Here is an 18119-nt window from a genome sequence, read left to right as displayed (position 1 = left end):
AACTGCCTGATCACGAACGGTTTCGACATGAATACGCTCCGGGCGACCTGCGGCAGAGGTCGACGGACAGCCTAGGTTTGCGTCCAGAGTCCCGGCCCGGTCCGCACCACGAGGCCGAGTCTCGACCACCCGGAAAGGACAGCTCATCGTGACCCGACACGACAGCGCCACTCACGTCGACATCTCCGCCCCGCCCGGCGATGCTGACGACGATCGCCCTCGAATGAACGGGATGTCCCGCCGCAGCGTCGCTGCCGCCGCCGTCTGGAGCGTCCCGGTGATCGCGGTCGCCGTCGCCTCGCCGGCCCACGCGACCTCGATCCAATCCACGCTCACGGTAGACATCGTGAAGGCCGAGCTCGTCGCCGGCGGCGTCGGGCTCTCGAACGTGAGCGACGTCGTCGTCACCGTGCTCGATTCGCAGGGGCGACCGTGGGCGGGTCAGCCGGTCACCCTCACCGTCACGCCGATCGGTGCCGCTCTGGGGGCGACGGCGGGCGTCACGGGCTCGGACGGACGGTTCACGACCACCCTGACGGCGTCTGCTCTCGTGGCTCTCGGAGTCGTGACGGTCGTCGCGACGAGCGATGTCCTGACCGCGAGCGATACGGCGACGATCGTCGAGCCGACCCCCGCGAGCCTCCGGTTCACGCAGGTGACGGTGGCACCGACCGCCGGGTGGACCGGGCCGGATTCGTCCGGTCGCATGATCACGGCCCCCGGTCGGAACATGGCCGTGCGGCTCGCCGTCAACAACAGGGGAGGGACGGCGCAGACGGGGTACATCGTGTCGGTGACCCTGACGCACGCGACGCTCGCGGCGCGACCCGTCCCCACCTCCACTGCGGCGACGTTCACCTTCACGGGTTCGACCGACTCGGTCTCCGGCGGGCAGAATCGACGGACCTACACGTACAGCACCTCGCAGGTCCTCGGTCCGAATGAGACCCACACCGTCGACCTCGCCTGGAGGAACGCGAACAACGCGGCCATCCGCGCTCTGCCGCTCATCAACGCGACGGACTTCGCCACGAGCGGCTCCGCGACGCTGAGGTACCCGGACAGCACGCTCGTCGGGACGAACACCCTCCGCACCGGAGGGACGGGTTCCGACCCGGTGAACTGGATCATCCGGACGACCGCCTGACGTCGAGCTCCCCGGATACGCCGCCACCGACCGGTCGAGCCTTATAGGCTCGACGGGGAGGTGGCACGTGACCACGAGGGGATATGCGCGGGATGACGGAGCGCTCACGCTCGCGTTCGTGCGCGGTGTTCTGCCCGGCAAATGGCAGCGCACCTGGGACGAACGTCACCCCTCGTCACCCCTCCAGCTCGTGAAGACGGAGCAGGAACGGCAGCTCGATCCCCTCGCATCGGGTGAGGCCGACGTCGCCCTCGTGCGGCTGCCGATCGACGTCGATCCGGACACCTTCCACATCATCCCGTTGTACGAGGAGCTGGCGGTCGTCCTCATGTCGGCCGACCACGACCTGACGGCGGCCGACGAGTTGTCGCTGGCCGACCTCGACGGCGAGTTGGTGCATCCGACGGACGGCATGCTCCTCGATACGACGGAGGTCGTGCGCGCCGGGGTCGGCGTGCTCGTCCTGCCGCAGTCCGTGGCCCGCGCTGCAGGAGGCAAGGGGCTCGAATGGCGGATCCTCCGCGACGGACCGACGAGTCGGGTAGCGCTCGTCTGGCCGCGGCCATCGGACGACGCCGATCCCGCCCTCCTCGACGACCTCGAGGACTTCGTCGGCGTGGTCCGGGGCCGTCGAGCGAACAGCTCTCGTGGCCGGCAGCCCGAGCCTGAGGCGCCTCCCGCGAAGAAGCGGGCGGAACCACGGAAGCCGGCGAAAGGGACACCACCTCGCCCCCGCACTCCGCGTGGGAAGCGCCCGAAGCGACGATGACGGTCGCGAACTCCGACCGACGTCGTCGGCGCGGGCATCCGGGGGCGGCCGTCGCCGCGGCGGTGCTCCTCACGACGGTGCTCCTCGCCGGCTGCGGGTCGCCGGAGAGCCCGGTCGATGACCTCAGCAGCACCCACGAACCGGATACGAGCGCAACCCCGAACGCGTTCCCGGTGGGGGCCGGAGTGGATTACCAGCTCGGCGGTGCCTACCCGCCGCCGGACGGCGTCGGGATCGTCGCACGCGACAGCACCGAGCAGCCCGCAGACGGCATCTGGTCGATCTGCTACGTGAACGGTTTCCAGACCCAGCCGGGGGAGTCGGAGGAGTGGCTCACGGACCGGCCCGACCTCGTCGTGCACGTCGACGGCGAACCTCTGGCCGACCCCAACTGGCCGGACGAGTACGTGCTCGATACGTCGACCCCCGCGAAACGGCTCGCGATCATGGGCGTGATCGGTCCCGTCATCGACGCCTGCTCCGACGCCGGGTTCGCCGCCGTCGAGATCGACAACCTCGACAGCTTCTCGCGATCAGCCGGTCAGCTGACTGCAGAGCACAACACGGCCCTCGCCGAGCTCTTCGCCGAGCGGGCGCACGCCGACGGGCTCGCCATCGGGCAGAAGAACGCAGCCGAGATGTCGGAGGAGATGCGGACGTCGGTCGGCTTCGACTTCGCGGTGGCCGAGGAATGCCACCGCTTCGATGAGTGCAGGGCGTACACGGAGGTGTACGGGCAGTCGGTCATCGACATCGAATACGCTGACGACCTCCGCGGGTCCTTCGCCGACGTCTGCGCCGACCCGGATACCCCGCGATCGGTGGTCCTGCGCGACCGGGATCTCGTCTCGCAGGGAGATCCGGGCTACGTGTTCGAGCTCTGCTGAGCTGGACCGGTCCTACATCCCGCCGAGGCTCGACACGACCTTGGCGACGCGTCGCGCCCGCGTCTCCGCGACCGTCGTTCCGGTCACGGACGTGACATGCGCCTTCTTCGCGCTCGGTGAGAGCGCATCGAACGCGTCCCGGACGCCGGCGGTGGCGAGAGCCTCGGCGAGGTCTTCTGGTACCTCGACGGTGCGGGGAGCGGTGTCGAGTTCGAGCGTGACCGCGATGCTGTCGCCGGCCGTCAGGCCGGCGGCCTCCCGGTGCTCCGCGGCCACCGGGATGAGGAAGCGACCCCCCATCGACGCGACCGTGCTGCGGTAGGAGTACTCGCCGAGCGTCACCGTCACGGCTGCGCGCTTCCCGCCACCGAGGGCGTCGACGACCTCCGGGGGAACCTCGATGCCCGTCGCGGTCTTCCGAGCCTGTTCGAGCGTGGTGGTGAAGGTCTCGGCCATGATCGGTCCTCCGTGACGCGACGCGAGCGGGTGCTGCCGCGAGTCTAGCGAAGCTGCTTCCGTGCGGAGATCTGGCCGGTATCGAAGCCGAGGAGATGCAGTCCGCCGTGGAATCGGGCGTGCTCGACTTTGATGCAGCGGTCCATCACGACGGTGAGACCCCGCGCCTCGGCGTCGTACGCGGCCTCCTGGTTCCAGATGCCGAGCTGCACCCAGATGGTCTTGGCGCCGATCGCGAGGACGTCGTCCACGACGGAGGGGATGTCGCTCGGCTTGCGGAACACGTCGACGATGTCGGGCACCTCGGGGAGCGACGCGAGATCGGGGTAGGCCTTCGCGCCGAGGATCTCGTCGGCGTTCGGGTTGACGAAGTACACGCGGTAGTCGGAGGACTGCTGGAGGTAGGTGCCCACGAAGTAGCTCGAGCGGGCCGGGTTGGGGGAGGCCCCGACGACGGCGATGGAGCGGGCCTTCCGGAGGATCTGGAGGCGCTCCTTCGCGTCCGGACCCGTCCACGTGCGCTCGCTCTTCAGCAGCTTGGCGAGCGGCGAGCTGGACGGCAGCGCACACGTGAGCCCGTTCTGCAGCCGGGTCTCCACGAGATCGGTCATGGTCACACCTCCACGGCGGCGGCGAGCGCCTGATCGAGATCGTCGATGATGTCCTCGGGGTCTTCGATGCCGACGCTCAGGCGGACGACGCCGGGGAGGACGCCGGCGTCGACGAGCTGCTGCTCGGTGAGCTGCGCGTGCGTTGTCGAGGCCGGGTGGATGATGAGCGTCTTCGCGTCGCCGATGTTGGCGAGGTGGCTCGCGAGGTTCACGGACTCGATGAGCTTCTGGCCGACCGCTCGGCCGCCCTTGACCACGAAGCTGAACACCGAGCCCGGGCCGAGGGGCAGGTACTTGGCGGCGCGGTCGTGGTGCGGGTGGCCGGGGAGCCCCGCCCAGAACACCGCCTCGACGCGGGGGTCCTGATCGAGCCACTCCGCCACCAGACGGGCGTTGTCCACATGTGCCTTCATCCGGAAGGGCAGGGTCTCGACCCCCTGGGCGAGCTGGAACGCCGACTGGGCGGAGAGCGACGGGCCGATGTCGCGCAGCTGCTCGGCGCGCAGGCGGGTGAGGAAGGCGTACTCGCCGAAATTGCCGGACCACTGCAGCCCGCCGTAGGAGGGGACGGGCTGGGTGAAGAGGGGGAACTTGGGGGAGTCCCACTCGAAGCGACCGCTCTCCACGACGACGCCGCCGAGGGTCGTGCCGTGCCCGCCGAGGAACTTGGTGGCCGAGTGCGTGACGATGTCGGCACCCCACTCGATCGGACGGTTCAGGAACGGCGTCGCGATGGTCGAGTCGATGATGAGCGGGATGTCGTGGGCGTGAGCCACGTCGGCGAGGCCCTCGATGTCGGCGATCTCGCCAGAGGGGTTCGCGACGGTCTCGGCGAAGACGATCTTCGTGCGGTCGGTGATCGCCGCGGCGTAGTCGGCGGGGTCGGAGCTGCGCACGAAGGTCGTCTCCACGCCGAAGCGGCGCAGCGTTACGTCGAGCTGGGTGATCGATCCGCCGTAGAGGTTCGCTGACGCCACGATGTGGTCGCCGGCGCCGACGAGGCTCGCGAAGGTGATGTACTGCGCGGCGAGGCCCGTGGCCGTGGCGACGGCTCCGAGTCCGCCCTCGAGGCTCGCGATGCGCTCCTCGAAGCTCGCGACGGTGGGGTTCGCGAGACGGGAGTAGATGTTGCCGTACTTCTGCAGTGCGAAGCGTGCGGCTGCGTCTGCGGTGTCGTCGAAGACGAAGGCCGTGGACTGGTAGATCGGGATCGCCCGCGAGCCGGTCACGGCGTCCGGGATGTTGCCGGCGTGGATAGCCCTCGTGCGGAAGCCGTATTCGCGATCTGCCATGCCTCAACGCTAGTGGACTGCATCCCGGCGGAGGCCGGGATCGTCATGCGGAGTCACACTCTGCACAGGGCGTGATCAGGCGTGTATGTCAGGCTCTGTGTCAGCCGCCGACAGCGGTTCCGGACGAGGGCGCAGTACCCGGGCAGCGACAAGACTGACGCTTCAGGAGAGTCGTCATGTCGTGGATCATCCTCATCGTGTCCGGAATGCTCGAGGCCGTCTGGGCCACAGCGCTCGGCAAGTCGGAGGGCTTCTCGAAGCCCGTCCCCTCGATCGTGTTCGTCGTGGGCCTCGTGCTCAGCATGGGCGGCCTCGCATGGGCCCTTCGCGAACTGCCCGTCGGCACGGCCTACGCGGTCTGGGTGGGTATCGGCGCGGCGCTCACCGTCACCTACGCCATGGTGACGGGCGACGAGCCCGCGAGTGTCATCAAGATCGTCCTCATCCTCGGCATCGTGGCGTGCGTCGTGGGTCTCAAGCTCGTCTCCGACTCCCACTGACCCCGTCCGCGGTGTGTCAGCGGACGCCGTTGAGGCGGCGGGCGCGCGCGTCGAGCAGGGCGAACACGAGGGCCGCGACGACGAAGCCGATCGTGACGATCGTCGCGTTGCGGTAGGCGTCGTGGTAGACGACGAGGTCGGACTGCGTTCCCGTCTCGGAGTAGACGGTGGCGTAGAACGTCGCCGTCGCGGCCGCGAGACCCACGGCCGTTCCGATGCGCTGCCCGAGCTGGCCGATGGAGCCCGCCACGCCGCCGGAGGACACCGGCACGTCGGCGAGCATGAGCGTCTGGTTGGGCGAGATCACGGCGCCGCCTCCGATGCCGGCGATGAGCATCGCGGCACTCATCGCGAACGGTGCCACGGACGCCGGGAGGACCGCGGCGAGGACGGAGTTCAGCGAGAAGCCGACGACGACGAGGACGAGTCCGACGACGACGAGCGCGCGACCGTACTTCTCGACGTGTCGCCCGCTCCACCACGAGCTCACGGCCGACGCGAGCGCGAAGGGGATCGTGATCATGCCGGCGAAGACCGGAGCGAGGCCAAGACCCTGCTGCAGGAAGAGCGTCAGGGTCAGGAAGGTCGCGGGCATCGCCGCGAAGTAGCACGTTCCGATGAGGATCGCGTTCCGGTAGCCCGAGATGCGGAAGAGGGAGAAGTCGACGACGGGGGTCTCCCCGCGCTTCGAGTAACGGCCCTCCCACAGCACGAAGAGCCCGGCGAAGACGGCGAAGACCACGAGTATCCACCAGCGGGCGGGGTCGTCGCTCGGGGCACCCGTCGTGAGGACGAAGGGCAGCATGAGCGCGAGGACGGCGACCGCGAGGAGCAGGATCCCCACGGGGTCGAGCGAGTTCGCCCCGGACGGGTGCGGTTGCGTCTTCGGCAGCAGTCGCGCCGCGATCGGCAGGAGGATGATCGCGAGCGGCACGTTCATCCAGAAGAGCAGCGTCCACCCGTTCTCGGGCCCGCCGATCGCGATGAGCAGCCCGCCGAGGGTCGGCCCGAAGGCCGTCGAGAGTCCGATGATGGCGCCGAACAGGCCGAAGGCGCGACCGCGTTCCGGCCCGACGAAGAGCTGCTGGATGAGCCCGAGCACTTGCGGCATGAGGAGGCCGGCGGCGATGCCCTGGAGGATGCGGGAGACGATCAGCACGAGGATCGTCGGGGCGACGGCGCACGCGAGGCTCGCGGCGGCGAACACCGAGAGGCCGATGAGGAACATGCGCTTGCGCGAGTGCAGGTCGCCGTACCGACCGGCCGGGACGAGCACGAGGCCGAAGGCGAGGGCGTAGCCCGCGACGATCAGCTGGAGATCGGTCGGTCCCGCCCCGAGCGCCTCCTCGATCGACGGCAGCCCCACGTTCACCTTCGAGAGGTCGAGGATCGTGAGCGACGCGACCGCGACGCAGACGGCGAACGCCCGCCAGCGGGTCCGGCTGTCCATTTCATCGAGTGGGCGAGCGTCGGCTCGGTCGGCGTTCTTCGGGGTGCTGCGGTCTGGGTCGCTGCGCGTCTGGTCGTTCGTGTGCTCGTCGCTCGTCTGGTCAGTCATCGAGGTCAACCATATGTCGGGTGATCGGGTCATGGCGGGGCTTGTGGTCGAGCAGATCCCGCCCCACGATCTCGCCGCCTCGGATCAGCCGCTCAGCGCATCGCGGATGGCGATGGCGGCGGTCTCATCGGTCGTCTCGTGGCGTCCTCCACTCGAGTCCGGATCCGATCCGAGAGCGAGAATGTCCGTCCCGATGACGGTTCGTCTCGCCGACGCGTGCAGGGCATCCACTCCCGTCGCGGCGACAGCGCGAGCGTTCGAGGCGTCGACACCGGCCCCTGCCATGATCTGCACGGCGCCGGCCGCGAGTCGGTGGAGCGCCCGGAGGTCGTCGAGGGCGTCGGCCGCGCTCGTCGCGCCGCCCGACGTGAGCACGCGTGTCACCCCGAGGCCCGCGAGTGTCGAGAGCGCCGATGGACGGTCGGCCACCGTGTCGAAGGCCCGGTGAAAGGTGATCTCGGCGTCTCCGGCGATGTCCTGCACCGCCCGGACGACGTCGATGTCCACCCGGCCGTCACGCGTGCCGCCCACGACGACTCCGGCCGCGCCGGCGTCGAGGGCTGCGCGCGCGTCGGCCACGATCAGAGCCCGGTCGGTCGCCGAGTACTCGAACCCGCCGAGTCGAGGGCGCACGAGCACGTGCACCTCGAGCCCCGCGTCGACGGCCGCGCGGATGAGCCCGATCGATGGAGTGAGCCCGCCCGTCGACAGGGCCGAGGCGAGCTCGACGCGATCCGGCCTCACACGCCCGGCCACCGCGATACCGGCCGCGTCCTGCACCGCGAGCTCGAACGCGGTCACGTCGCGTCCCAGATCCTCTGCCAGTCCGGCTTGTTCTCCCACGCGTAGCGGTAGTAGTCCGCGTTCCGCAGCCGGGAGGCGGCGGCCTCGTCGACGACGACGGTCACGTGCTCGTGGAGCTGGATGGCGGAGCCGGGGAGGGACGCGCTCACGGGTCCCTCGATCGCGCCGGCGACGGCGTCGGCCTTGCCCTCGCCGAACGCGAGCAGGACGAGGCTTCGGGCGCGGAGGATGGTGCCGAGCCCCTGCGTGATGCAGTGCATCGGCACGTCGTCGATCGATTCGAAGAAGCGTGCGTTGTCCTCGCGAGTCTGTCGCGTGAGTGTCTTCACGCGCGTCCGCGAGGCGAAGGACGACCCGGGCTCGTTGAATCCGATGTGTCCGTCCGTGCCGATGCCGAGGATCTGCGCGTCGATGCCGCCGGCCTCGGCGATCGCCGCCTCGTACTCCTCGCCGGCGGTGGCGATGCCGTCGAGCGAGCCGTCGGGCGTCCGGATGAGGCGCGGATCGAGGCCGAGCGGCTCCACGACCTCTCGTGTGATGACGGACCGGTACGACTCGGGGTGGGCCGCGTCGAGCCCCACGTATTCGTCGAGGGCGAAGCCGCGCACCCGCGAGACGTCCACCCCCTCGATGCGCTCCCGCAGAGCATCGTAGACGGGCAGGGGGGACGAACCCGTGGCGAGGCCGAGGACGGCGTCGGGGCGGCGGCGGATGAGGCGGACGAGTTCGTCGGCGACGATGCTGCCAGCCGTCGGCGCGTCGGGCACGATGATGACTTCGGCCATGGGATTTCCTCGGGTGGTCGATGCGGTGGGTGGGCTGTGTCGCGCGTGTTCCGGGCGGTCAGTCGAACTCGATCGTCGCGTGCTCGTTGTTGAGCACGATGACGGGTGTGACGGACGCGTGACCGGCTGCACGGATCTTGTCGAGGTCGAAGCGGAGGAGCGGGGTCCCCGCCACGACCCGCTGTCCGGTCTCGACGAGAGTCGTGAACCCGTCGCCCTTCATGTGGACCGTGTCGATCCCGACATGGACGAGGATCTCCGTCCCGTCGTCGAGGACGACGGCCACGGCGTGCCCGGTGTCGAAGACGTGGCCGATGGTCCCGTCGGCCGGCGCGATCACGGTGTCTCCCGTGGGTTCGATAGCGAGTCCCGGTCCCATGATCCCGTCGGCGAACGTCGGGTCCGGAACGGACGAGAGAGGAGCGATGGTGCCGTCGACGGGCTGCCGCAGTCGGACGGTCGTCGACGTCGCCGGGGCCGTGAGCGTCGTGCCGGAGGGCGCCGCCGGGGGAGTGCTGGCGGACGGAGCGCTCACGTCTCCGGACATGATCCCCTCCATCGCGTCCTTCACGAACTGCACGTTGAGACCGTAGACGACCTGCACGCTCGTGCCGCCCGGCTTCATGGTGCCGGCTGCTCCGGCCCGCTTGAGGGCGGCGTCGTCGACCTTGGAGACGTCGGCCACCTCCATACGCAGTCGGGTGGCGCAGTTCTCGAGTTCCACGATGTTGTCGGGGCCGCCGAGCGCGTCGAGGAAGCGCGCGGCTGTCGCGCGGTAGCGCTCGTCGGTCGAGCCGTCAGAGGCGGTGCTCTCCGCGGGCTCGTCGTCCTCGCGGCCAGGCGTCTTGAGCTTGAAGCGCAGGATCACGAAACGGAAGACGAGGAAGTACACGACGAACCAGAAGACGCCCATGACGAGGATGATCCAGGGGTTCTCCGCCATGGGGTTCATCCACTGGAGCACGAGGTCGATGAAGCCGCCCGAGAACCCGAAGCCCATGCGGACGGGGAGGAGCGCGCTGATCGCGAGGGAGATCCCCATGAACACCGCGTGGATGACGTAGAGCACGGGCGCCAGGAACATGAACGCGAACTCGAGAGGCTCCGTGACCCCCACGAAGAACGATGACACCGCGCCGGAGAGGAGGAGGCCGGCCGCGACCTTCTTGCGCGTCGTCTTGGCCGTGACGTACATCGCGAGGGCCGCGCCGGGCAGGCCGAACATCATGACGGGGAAGAAGCCCGTCATGTACTGGCCGGTCACGCCGTAGGTTCCCTCACCCGCGAGGAAGTTGTTGAGGTCGTTGATGCCCGCGACGTCGAACCAGAAGACGGAGTTGAGCGCGTGGTGAAGACCGAGCGGGATGAGGAGCCGGTTGAAGAAGCCGTACAGGCCGGCGCCGACCGGACCGAGGGTCACGATCCATTCGCCGAACGCGACGAGGCCGCCGAAGACGAGGGGCCAGGCGACGTAGAGCACGAGGGCGGCCACGAGCGAGACGCCGGCGGTGACGATCGCGACGGAGCGCTTGCCCGAGAAGAACGAGAGGGCGTCGGGGAGCTTCGTGTCCTTGAACCGGTCATAGCAGAAGGCCCCGATGAGGCCGCAGATGATGCCGACGAAGACGTTCTTGATGAACGAGAACGCCGGGTCGACGTCGTCGACCGCGACGCCCTGGATGGCGGCGACCTTCGCGGGATCCAGCAGTGTCGTGATCGTCAGCCAGGAGACGAGCCCGGCGAGGGCGGACGTCCCGTCGCTCTTCTTCGCCATGCCGATCGAGATGCCGATCGCGAAGAGCAACGCCATGTTGTCGAGCAGCGCGCCGCCGGCCGTGCCGAGGAACGTGGCGACGACGTTGTCGTCGTCCCCCGTCGCTCCCTTGATCCAATAGCCGAGTCCGGAGAGGATCGCGGCGACGGGCAGGACGGCGACCGGCAGCATGATCGACCGGCCGAGCTTCTGGAAGAACTTCATCGAGACCTCGCAAATGTGGGGGGATGACCGGGATGGAGTGGTGGTGTCGCTCCCGCTCGGACGGGCGGAGCGGTTTCTTGTTAGGAAGGTACACTAAATCAGCGGAGCGAACTAGTCTGGAGTCATGACGTCCCCGCCCGAGCTCGCCGCCGACTCCTCGACTACGGCGGTCTTCCGCCCGAGGGGAGTCGACGCCGACGCCCCGCGGAAGAGCCTCCCGATGGACGTGCGATCGAGGAACCGCGCCCTCGTCCTCGGGATGCTCTTCCACGGCGGGCCATCGAGCCGAGCCGAGCTCGCGCGGCGGTCCGGCCTCACCCGCGTGACGATGTCCGACCTCGTCGCGGAGCTCGTCGAGAGGGGTCTCGTCGTCGAGCACGGGATCCAGGAGCGGAGTGGTCGCGGCAAGCCGGGGCTCCTCGTCGATGTCGATCGCAGCGCCCTGCACGTCATCGCGATCGACCTGTCGCGGCCGCAGAGCTACGTGGGTGCCGTCTTCAACCTCCTCGGCGAGGAGCTGTTCCGCGCCTCCGTTCCGTGGCCGACGGGCGACAGCGCGACGGCCGAGGCTGCGATCGTCCAGCTCGCGGAGCAGCTGTCGGCGGCGTCCTCCGGTCGTGTGCTCGGCCTCGGCGTCGCGACGCCGGGCATCGTCTCACCGTCCGGGATCGTCGAGACGGCTCCGAACGTGGGCTGGACGGGCTTCAGCATGCGGAGCGTGCTCGAACGGACCGTGCCGGTCCCCGTCCACGTATCGAACGATGCGAACGCCGCCGCCGTCGGCGAGCACATGTTCGCGGGATCACGCGGCGACATCCTCCTCGTCAAGATCGGAAGGGGAGTGGGCGCCGGCATCCTCGTCAGGGGCGAACTCGTCATCGGAAGCCACATGGCAGCAGGCGAGATCGGCCATGTGACCGTCGGCACGGACGACGTCGGTCCGGCGTGCGCGTGCGGGCGGCGCGGCTGTCTCGAGGCCTGGGTCTCGGCACCGGCCATCCGGCGTCGCCTCGCGGACGGTGACGACGGTGTGATCCGAGACGCCGGCGAGCGCCTGGGCATCGCTCTCGCGCCCATCATCGGCGCGCTCAACCTCGAGGAGATCGTCATCGCGGGCTCGGACGACCTCCTCGGCGACGACTTCCGTGCGACGCTCGCGTCGACCATCCGGGACCGCACCCTCCCCACGCGCGAGCGCACGATCGACGTCCGCCGCGCCACGTTCGGGGACGACGCCGTGCTCCGCGGCGCGATCGCGACCGTCCTCGCGGCCGAACTCGGGATCCGCTGAGGGCCCGATGCCGAGATCCTGAGGCTCCGGCCGCGGCGTCAGATCCAGGTCGGCAGCCAGTAGTGCAATCGGATGAACCAGTCGGGAACCCATGTCGCTGTCCACATCGGGTACCAGAAAGCGCTCAGCAGCGCCGCGACGGCGAGGAACATGCCGACCGCGATGAGGCCGGACGTGCGGCGTCGCGGGTCGCCAGCCGATGGACGCAGGATCATCCCGATCACGACGGTCAGAGCCAGCAGCAGGTAGGGCTCGAAGGCGATCGTGTAGAACTGGAACACCGTGCGATCGGGGTACAGCAACCACGGACCGTAACCCGCCGCGACCCCGGTGAGGATGAGGCCGATGCGCCAGTCCGGTCGCACGACCATCCGGTAGGCCAGGAAGAGGAGCGCGGCGACGGCCGCCCACCAGATGAGCGGATTCGCGATCGCGGTGATCGCCTCGGCTCCGCCTTCCGTCGCCGAGTACCACATCGAGGTCGGCCGGGTCATCAGCAGCCACGTGAACGGCGACGCCTGATAGGGATGCGGCGTGCTGAGGCCGACGTGGAACGTGTACATCGACGAGTGGTAGTGCCACAGGCTCTGGACGGCCGTCGGCACCCACGCGAACGGACCCGTCCACGCGTTGCCGGCCTGGTCGGCCCATGTGCGGTCGTAGCCGTCGTCGCCCAGGAACCAGCCGGTCCAGCTGGCGAGGTAGACGGCGACGGCGACCGGGACGAGGAGCACGAACGTCGCGGGGCCCTGCTTGAGGATCGCCGCACTCGTGAAGAACGGGATGCCGGCGCGTCGGCGCGCGAGGGCGTCCACGACGACGAGGTAGAGACCGAACACCGCCAGGAAGTAGAGGCCGGACCACTTGACGCTCGACGCGAATCCGAACGCGACGCCCGCGGCCAGCACCCACGGTCGGTTCCAGAACACGGGCCCCCAGGCAGGGATGGCGCCGGGCGCCCGCTCGAGGATCCAGGCGTCGAGACGTCGCCTCGTCCACTCGCGGTCGAGCAGCACCGCCCCGAAACCGAGGAGGGCGAAGAACATCACCATCGTGTCGAGGAGCGCGACGCGCGACATCACGATCGCGTGGCCGTCGATCGCGAAGAGGCCACCGGCGACGACGGCGAGGACGCTGGATGAGAGGAGTCGGCGCGCGATGAGAGTGAGGAGGAGGACGGAGAGGATACCCACGACGGCCGTGCCGATCCGCCACCCCGTGCTGTCCGTCCCCTGACCGACGAGCGCCATGCCGAGCCCGATGATCCACTTGCCGAGGGGAGGGTGGACGACGTAGCTGGCGCCGTCCAGCCAGCCGCTCACCGATCCCGAGGCGAACGCGTCGTCGGCCCCCTCCGGCCAGGAGCGCTCGGCACCCGTGTTCCACAGCGTCCAGGCGTCCTTCACGTAGTAGGTCTCGTCGAACACGAGGGCGTGAGGGTGCCCGAGGTTCCAGAGCCGCAGCACCGCGGCCAGGAGGGTGACCGCGAGCGGCCCTCCCCAGTACCAGAGCGTTCGACGGCGAGGCGTGCCGAGCAGATGGCTCCACCAGGCCTCGAGTCGGGCAGCGGGATCCGGGCGAGTGTCGCCCGCATGACGGAGGTCCCGTCGTCGAGGGGGGTCGAGTCTGCCGTCGCCGACGACCTGGTCGAAGGTCGGGCCCGAGCGCTCGCCGTCCGAGTCCGTCTGCGTCACGGTGACCATGGTAGGCGGTCGGCGGCGTCGTGCCGGGGAGGCTGCTGACAGACTGAGGACATGATCGTCCTCGCCGCCACCCCCATCGGCAACCTCGGAGACGCGTCCCCCCGTCTCGTGGAGGCCCTCCGCACCGCTCCGGTCGTCGCGGCGGAGGACACCCGGACCACGATGCGGCTCCTCGCCGCGCTCGGTATCGAGGAGAGGCCGCGCCTCATCGCGCTCCACGACCACAACGAACGTGAGCGCAGCGGCGACCTCGTGGACCTCGCGCGCGACGCGGACGTGCTCGTCCTGAGCGACGCCGGCATGCCGACCGTCTCCGATCCCGGGTACCACCTCGTGGAGGCTGCGATCGTCGCGGGAGTGCACGTGACCGTCATCCCGGGGCCGAGCGCCGTCATCACGGCGCTCGCCGTGTCCGGTCTCCCCACCGACCGCTTCAGCTTCGAGGGATTCCTTCCCCGGCGGCCGGGCGAGCGGCGGTCCACGTTCGCGGCCCTCGCCGGCGAACGGCGGACGATGGTGTTCTTCGAGTCGCCGCAGCGCCTCGCCGAGAGCCTCGCCGCGGCCGCCGAGGTCTTCGGCTCCACGCGTCGGGCCGCCGTCTGTCGCGAGCTCACGAAGAGGTTCGAGGAGGTCCGGCGGGGCGGCCTCGGCGAGCTGGCCGAGTGGGCTTCCTCCGGCGTGCGCGGCGAGATCTGTCTCGTCGTCGAGGGCGCCGCTCCGAGCACCGTCACCATGGAGACCGGGACGGAGCAGGTCCTCGCCCTCGTCGCGGAGGGCGCGCGGCTCAAGGAGGCGTCGGCCGAGGTCGCGGAGGCGACGGGTCTCGGCCGCCGCGAGCTGTACCAGGCCGTCCTCGACGCCCGTCGCGCGACCTGACCCGTCGCGCCGCGGCGTGTGGAGAGCCGGAGGTCGACAGGGGTCCTGACACACGGCGCTCCCGGTCGCCGCCGCGTCCTAGGATTGTCTCCATGTCTTCAGGCCGTTCCTTCTACATCACGACGCCGATCTTCTACGTCAACGACGCCCCGCACATCGGGCACGCGTACACGGAGGCGGCGACCGACGTGATGAGCCGCTGGCACCGTCAGGCGGGCGACGACACGTGGTCGCTCACCGGAACCGACGAGCACGGCGAGAAGATCATGCGAACGGCCGTCGCCAACGGCGTCACCCCGAAGGAGTGGGCTGACCGGCTCGTGGCCGACGCGTGGAAGCCTCTCCTCGAGACGCTCGACATCGCGAACGACGACTTCATCCGCACCACGGACGAGCACCACGAGCGCAACGTGCAGGCCTTCCTGCAGAAGCTCTACGACGACGGCCACATCTACGCCGGCGAATACGAGGGCTACTACTGCGTCGGCTGCGAGGAGTACAAGCAGTCGAGCGAGCTGCTCGACGGCACGGGCGAGTACGAGGGGCAGCTCGTGTGCGCCATCCACTCGAAGCCCGTCGAGCTCCTGCGCGAGCGCAACTACTTCTTCCGCATGAGCGCGTTCGCCGACAGGCTGCTCGCGCTCTACGAAGAGCGCCCGGACTTCGTCCAGCCCGACTCGGCGCGCAACGAGATCGTCCAGTTCGTGAAGCAGGGTCTCAACGACCTCTCGATCTCGCGTTCGAGCTTCGACTGGGGCGTCAAGGTGCCGTGGGACGAGACCCACGTCGTCTACGTCTGGTTCGACGCCCTCCTCAACTACGCGACGGCGGTCGGTCTTCTCGACGACCCCGAGCAGTTCGCACGCCGGTGGCCGGCGACCCACGTCGTAGGCAAGGACATCCTGCGCTTCCACTCGGTGATCTGGCCGGCCATGCTCATGGCCGCCGAGCTCGAGGTGCCGAAGCAGGTCTTCGCTCACGGCTGGCTCCTCGTCGGCGGCGAGAAGATGTCGAAGTCGAAGCTCACCGGCATCGCGCCCCGCGAGATCACCGACACCTTCGGCTCGGACGCGTTCCGCTACTACTTCCTGCGGGCGATCGCGTTCGGCCAAGACGGATCGTTCAGCTGGGAGGACCTGCACGCCCGCTATCACGCGGAGCTCGCGAACGGGTTCGGCAACCTCGCGTCGCGGGTCATCGCGATGGTCGGCCGCTACGTCGACGGCGTGCTCCCGGCCGCCGGTGAGACGACCGAGGCGGAGGAGGCGATCCACCGCGTCGTCGCGGAGGCGACCACGGCAGCTGACGCCGCGATCGACCGGCTCGCGGTGCACGAGGCGATCGGCTCCATCTGGACGATCGTCGATGCGCTCAACGGCTACATCACCGACCAGGCTCCGTGGGTGCTCGCGAAGGACGAGGCGCAGCGTGAGCGGCTCGCGACCGTGCTGTACACGGCCACGGAGGGACTGCGAGCGCTCGCGGTGCTGCTGTCGCCCGTGCTCACGAAGAGCACTCCCGTGCTCTGGAAGGCCATCGGGGCCGACGACGCGATCGGTGAGCTGCGGGCTCAGCCCATCCGCGACGCGGGTCGCTGGGGTCAGCTGCCGGCCGGTGCGACGGTGTCGCCTCTCGAGCCGCTCTTCCCGCGCATCGACCTCGCGACCTCCTGAACGCCTGCACGATGGCGGAGGAATCGCATCTGAGGTCTCGGTCCGAGCAGGGTCGTCGAGATCGCCGCTGGCCGGACGAGCCGCAGCCGCTCGCGGTGGCGGTGTACGACAACCACACGCACCTCGAGGTGGCCGACGGCGACGACCCGCTCGACGTCGCCACGCAGCTGGCTCGGGCCACGGCTGCGGGCGTCCGCGGCGTCGTGCAGGTCGGCACGGACGTGCCGACCTCGATCTGGAGCGCCGAGCTCGCTGCGGCTGAACCGCGGGTCCTCGCCGCCGTCGCGATCCACCCGAACGACGCCCCCGAGCTCGCGGAGGCCGGTGAGCTCGACGCGGCCCTCGAGACGATCGCCGAGCTCGCCGCGCGACCCCGGGTGCGGGCCGTCGGCGAGACGGGACTCGACTTCTTCCGTACGGGTGACGAGGGGCGCGACGCCCAGTTCGCCGCCTTCGAGGCGCACATCGACATCGCCAAGCGCACGGGAACGGCCCTGCAGATCCACGACAGGGACGCCCACGACGAGGTCGTCGAGACGCTCCTGCGCGTCGGCGCCCCGGAGAGGACGGTCTTCCACTGCTTCTCCGGAGACGAGGCCCTCGCCCGGATCTGCGCCGACCACGGCTGGTACCTCTCCTTCGCCGGAACCGTGAGCTTCTCGAACGCCGGCCGTCTGCGCGAGGCGCTCGCCGTCGCCCCGCGCGAGCTCGTCCTCGTCGAGACGGACGCCCCGTACCTCACGCCCACGCCGTTCAGGGGGCGGCCGAACGCGCCGTACCTCATCCCGTACACGCTGCGGTCCATGGCTGCGACGCTCGACGTGGCGGAGGACGAGCTCGCCGCGTCGATCGCCGCGAACACCGAGCGCGTCTACGGCTCGTGGGACGAGGAGCTCGCATGACCGGCACGGACGTCCGACTCCTCGGCCCCGCGGAGATCCGCGACCTCGCCGAGGCCCTCGACCTGCAGCCGACGAAGAAGCTCGGCCAGAATTTCGTGATCGACGCAAACACGGTGAGGAAGATCGTCTCCACGGCCGGCGTGCGCGAAGGCGAGACGGTGGTCGAGATCGGTCCGGGGCTCGGCTCCCTCACTCTCGGCCTCCTCGCCGCCGGTGCCCGGGTCATCGCGGTGGAGATCGATCGCCGCCTCGCCGCTCAACTGCCGGAGACCGTCGGGCTGCTCGCGCCGCACTCCGAGTTGATGGTCGTGCACGAGGACGCCATGCGCATCACGGAGCTGCCGGGCGACCCCGTGAGGCTCGTCGCGAACCTCCCGTACAACGTGTCCGTCCCGGTGCTGCTCCATTTCCTCGAGCACTTCCCCCTGCTGCGCTCCGGCGTGGTCATGGTGCAGGCGGAGGTCGGACATCGTCTCGCCGCCTCACCCGGGTCGAAGGTCTACGGATCACCGAGCGTGAAGGCCGCATGGTACGGCTCGTGGCGTACCGCCGGCAACGTGGGGCGGCAGGTGTTCTGGCCCGTTCCGAACGTCGACTCCGTGCTCGTATCCTTCGAACGGGCCGATGAGGAGCCCGGCGACGAGGAGCTGCGGCGTGCCACGTTCGACGTGGTCGACGCCGCGTTCGGTCAGCGCCGGAAGATGCTGCGCCAGTCCCTCTCGGTGCTCTTCGGCGATTCGGCGCGCGCGAGTGCCGCGCTGGAATCCGCGGGGGTCGCCACCACGGCACGGGGCGAGGAGCTCGGCGTCGAGAGCTTCATCGCGATGGGTCGCGCACTCCTCGCGGTCCGGAGCGCGCCGGACCGGGACTGACGCGGGGGTCTCGGC

Annotated in this window: 17 protein-coding genes and 1 riboswitch; of the genes, 9 read left to right on the top strand and 8 right to left on the bottom strand. The window is 69.7% G+C overall.

Annotated elements, in window-relative coordinates; translation table 11 throughout:
* Window positions 1–232: 232 nt before the first annotated feature.
* From CLV49_RS00250 to CLV49_RS00240, 3 genes are all read left to right on the top strand, one after another.
* A complete protein-coding gene (locus tag CLV49_RS00250; protein ID WP_127054205.1) occupies window positions 233–1147 on the top strand; it encodes an Ig-like domain-containing protein in 915 nt (304 codons plus the stop codon).
* Window positions 1148–1214: 67 nt separating this feature from the next.
* On the top strand, window positions 1215–1916 hold the full coding sequence (locus tag CLV49_RS00245; protein ID WP_106561731.1) for a LysR family transcriptional regulator substrate-binding protein: 702 nt from the start codon (window positions 1215–1217) through the stop codon (window positions 1914–1916).
* Entirely contained in the window at window positions 1913–2803 is an 891-nt protein-coding gene (locus CLV49_RS00240) for an endo alpha-1,4 polygalactosaminidase (RefSeq protein ID WP_106561730.1), read from the top strand. The genes CLV49_RS00245 and CLV49_RS00240 overlap by 4 nt, the downstream gene beginning before the upstream one ends.
* Window positions 2804–2815: 12 nt before the next feature.
* On the opposite strand, the gene CLV49_RS00235 is transcribed toward CLV49_RS00240, so the two are convergent.
* The 3 genes from CLV49_RS00235 to CLV49_RS00225 are packed head-to-tail and all read right to left on the bottom strand — an operon-like array spanning window position 2816 to window position 5162.
* Complete coding sequence (locus tag CLV49_RS00235) at window positions 2816–3259, bottom strand: YdeI/OmpD-associated family protein (RefSeq protein WP_106561729.1); 444 nt, start codon at window positions 3257–3259, stop codon at window positions 2816–2818.
* A gap of 44 nt (window positions 3260–3303) precedes the next feature.
* Window positions 3304–3870: a CoA-binding protein gene (locus tag CLV49_RS00230; RefSeq protein ID WP_166426840.1), complete on the bottom strand. Its 567-nt coding sequence runs from the start codon at window positions 3868–3870 to the stop codon at window positions 3304–3306.
* Between the two features lie 2 nt (window positions 3871–3872).
* The gene (locus tag CLV49_RS00225) at window positions 3873–5162 is read right to left on the bottom strand and encodes an O-acetylhomoserine aminocarboxypropyltransferase/cysteine synthase family protein (protein WP_106561727.1); all 1290 of its coding nucleotides are present in this window, start codon (window positions 5160–5162) and stop codon (window positions 3873–3875) included.
* 98 nt (window positions 5163–5260) lie between these two features.
* Window positions 5261–5326: riboswitch (guanidine-III (ykkC-III) riboswitch) on the top strand.
* Between the two features lie 12 nt (window positions 5327–5338).
* Here CLV49_RS00225 and CLV49_RS00220 point away from each other — a divergent pair.
* The gene (locus tag CLV49_RS00220) at window positions 5339–5662 is read left to right on the top strand and encodes a DMT family transporter (protein ID WP_106561726.1); all 324 of its coding nucleotides are present in this window, start codon (window positions 5339–5341) and stop codon (window positions 5660–5662) included.
* A 16-nt stretch (window positions 5663–5678) separates the two neighbouring features.
* Here the strand turns inward: CLV49_RS00220 and CLV49_RS00215 are convergent, their stop codons facing one another.
* The 4 genes from CLV49_RS00215 to nagE form a co-directional block, all read right to left on the bottom strand.
* Entirely contained in the window at window positions 5679–7112 is a 1434-nt protein-coding gene (locus CLV49_RS00215; RefSeq protein ID WP_166426854.1) for an MFS transporter, read from the bottom strand.
* A 192-nt stretch (window positions 7113–7304) separates the two neighbouring features.
* On the bottom strand, window positions 7305–8021 hold the full coding sequence (locus CLV49_RS00210; protein WP_243696492.1) for a copper homeostasis protein CutC: 717 nt from the start codon (window positions 8019–8021) through the stop codon (window positions 7305–7307).
* Window positions 8018–8809 (bottom strand): glucosamine-6-phosphate deaminase, encoded by a 792-nt coding sequence (locus tag CLV49_RS00205; protein ID WP_106561724.1) that lies wholly within the window; start codon window positions 8807–8809, stop codon window positions 8018–8020. The genes CLV49_RS00210 and CLV49_RS00205 overlap by 4 nt, the downstream gene beginning before the upstream one ends.
* Window positions 8810–8867: 58 nt before the next feature.
* Entirely contained in the window at window positions 8868–10787 is a 1920-nt protein-coding gene (nagE, locus tag CLV49_RS00200) for an N-acetylglucosamine-specific PTS transporter subunit IIBC (protein WP_106561723.1), read from the bottom strand.
* Window positions 10788–10911: 124 nt separating this feature from the next.
* On the opposite strand from nagE, the gene CLV49_RS00195 reads away from it, so the two are divergent.
* Window positions 10912–12078, top strand: coding sequence for an ROK family transcriptional regulator (locus CLV49_RS00195; protein ID WP_243696493.1), 1167 nt, complete (start codon window positions 10912–10914; stop codon window positions 12076–12078).
* A 38-nt stretch (window positions 12079–12116) separates the two neighbouring features.
* Here the strand turns inward: CLV49_RS00195 and CLV49_RS00190 are convergent, their stop codons facing one another.
* Window positions 12117–13781: a dolichyl-phosphate-mannose--protein mannosyltransferase gene (locus CLV49_RS00190; RefSeq protein WP_106561722.1), complete on the bottom strand. Its 1665-nt coding sequence runs from the start codon at window positions 13779–13781 to the stop codon at window positions 12117–12119.
* Between the two features lie 51 nt (window positions 13782–13832).
* Here CLV49_RS00190 and rsmI point away from each other — a divergent pair, with 51 nt between their 5' ends.
* The 4 genes from rsmI to rsmA all read left to right on the top strand — a co-directional run bounded on the left by rsmI (window position 13833) and on the right by rsmA (window position 18104).
* Window positions 13833–14657 carry a 16S rRNA (cytidine(1402)-2'-O)-methyltransferase gene (rsmI, locus tag CLV49_RS00185; protein ID WP_106561721.1) on the top strand — a complete coding sequence of 275 codons (825 nt, stop codon included), beginning with the start codon at window positions 13833–13835 and terminating at the stop codon, window positions 14655–14657.
* A 92-nt stretch (window positions 14658–14749) separates the two neighbouring features.
* A complete protein-coding gene (gene metG / locus CLV49_RS00180) occupies window positions 14750–16330 on the top strand; it encodes a methionine--tRNA ligase (protein ID WP_106561720.1) in 1581 nt (526 codons plus the stop codon).
* An 11-nt stretch (window positions 16331–16341) separates the two neighbouring features.
* Complete coding sequence (locus CLV49_RS00175) at window positions 16342–17232, top strand: TatD family hydrolase (protein ID WP_106561719.1); 891 nt, start codon at window positions 16342–16344, stop codon at window positions 17230–17232.
* Complete coding sequence (gene rsmA, locus CLV49_RS00170; protein ID WP_106561718.1) at window positions 17229–18104, top strand: 16S rRNA (adenine(1518)-N(6)/adenine(1519)-N(6))-dimethyltransferase RsmA; 876 nt, start codon at window positions 17229–17231, stop codon at window positions 18102–18104. Before CLV49_RS00175 ends, rsmA begins: the two co-directional genes overlap by 4 nt.
* Window positions 18105–18119: the final 15 nt, after the last annotated feature.

The sequence above is a fragment of the Labedella gwakjiensis genome (assembly GCF_003014675.1).
Lineage (GTDB): Bacteria > Actinomycetota > Actinomycetes > Actinomycetales > Microbacteriaceae > Labedella > Labedella gwakjiensis.
The sequence above is the reverse complement of the archived record's forward strand: the minus strand, read 5'-3'. Positions and strand labels throughout refer to the sequence as shown.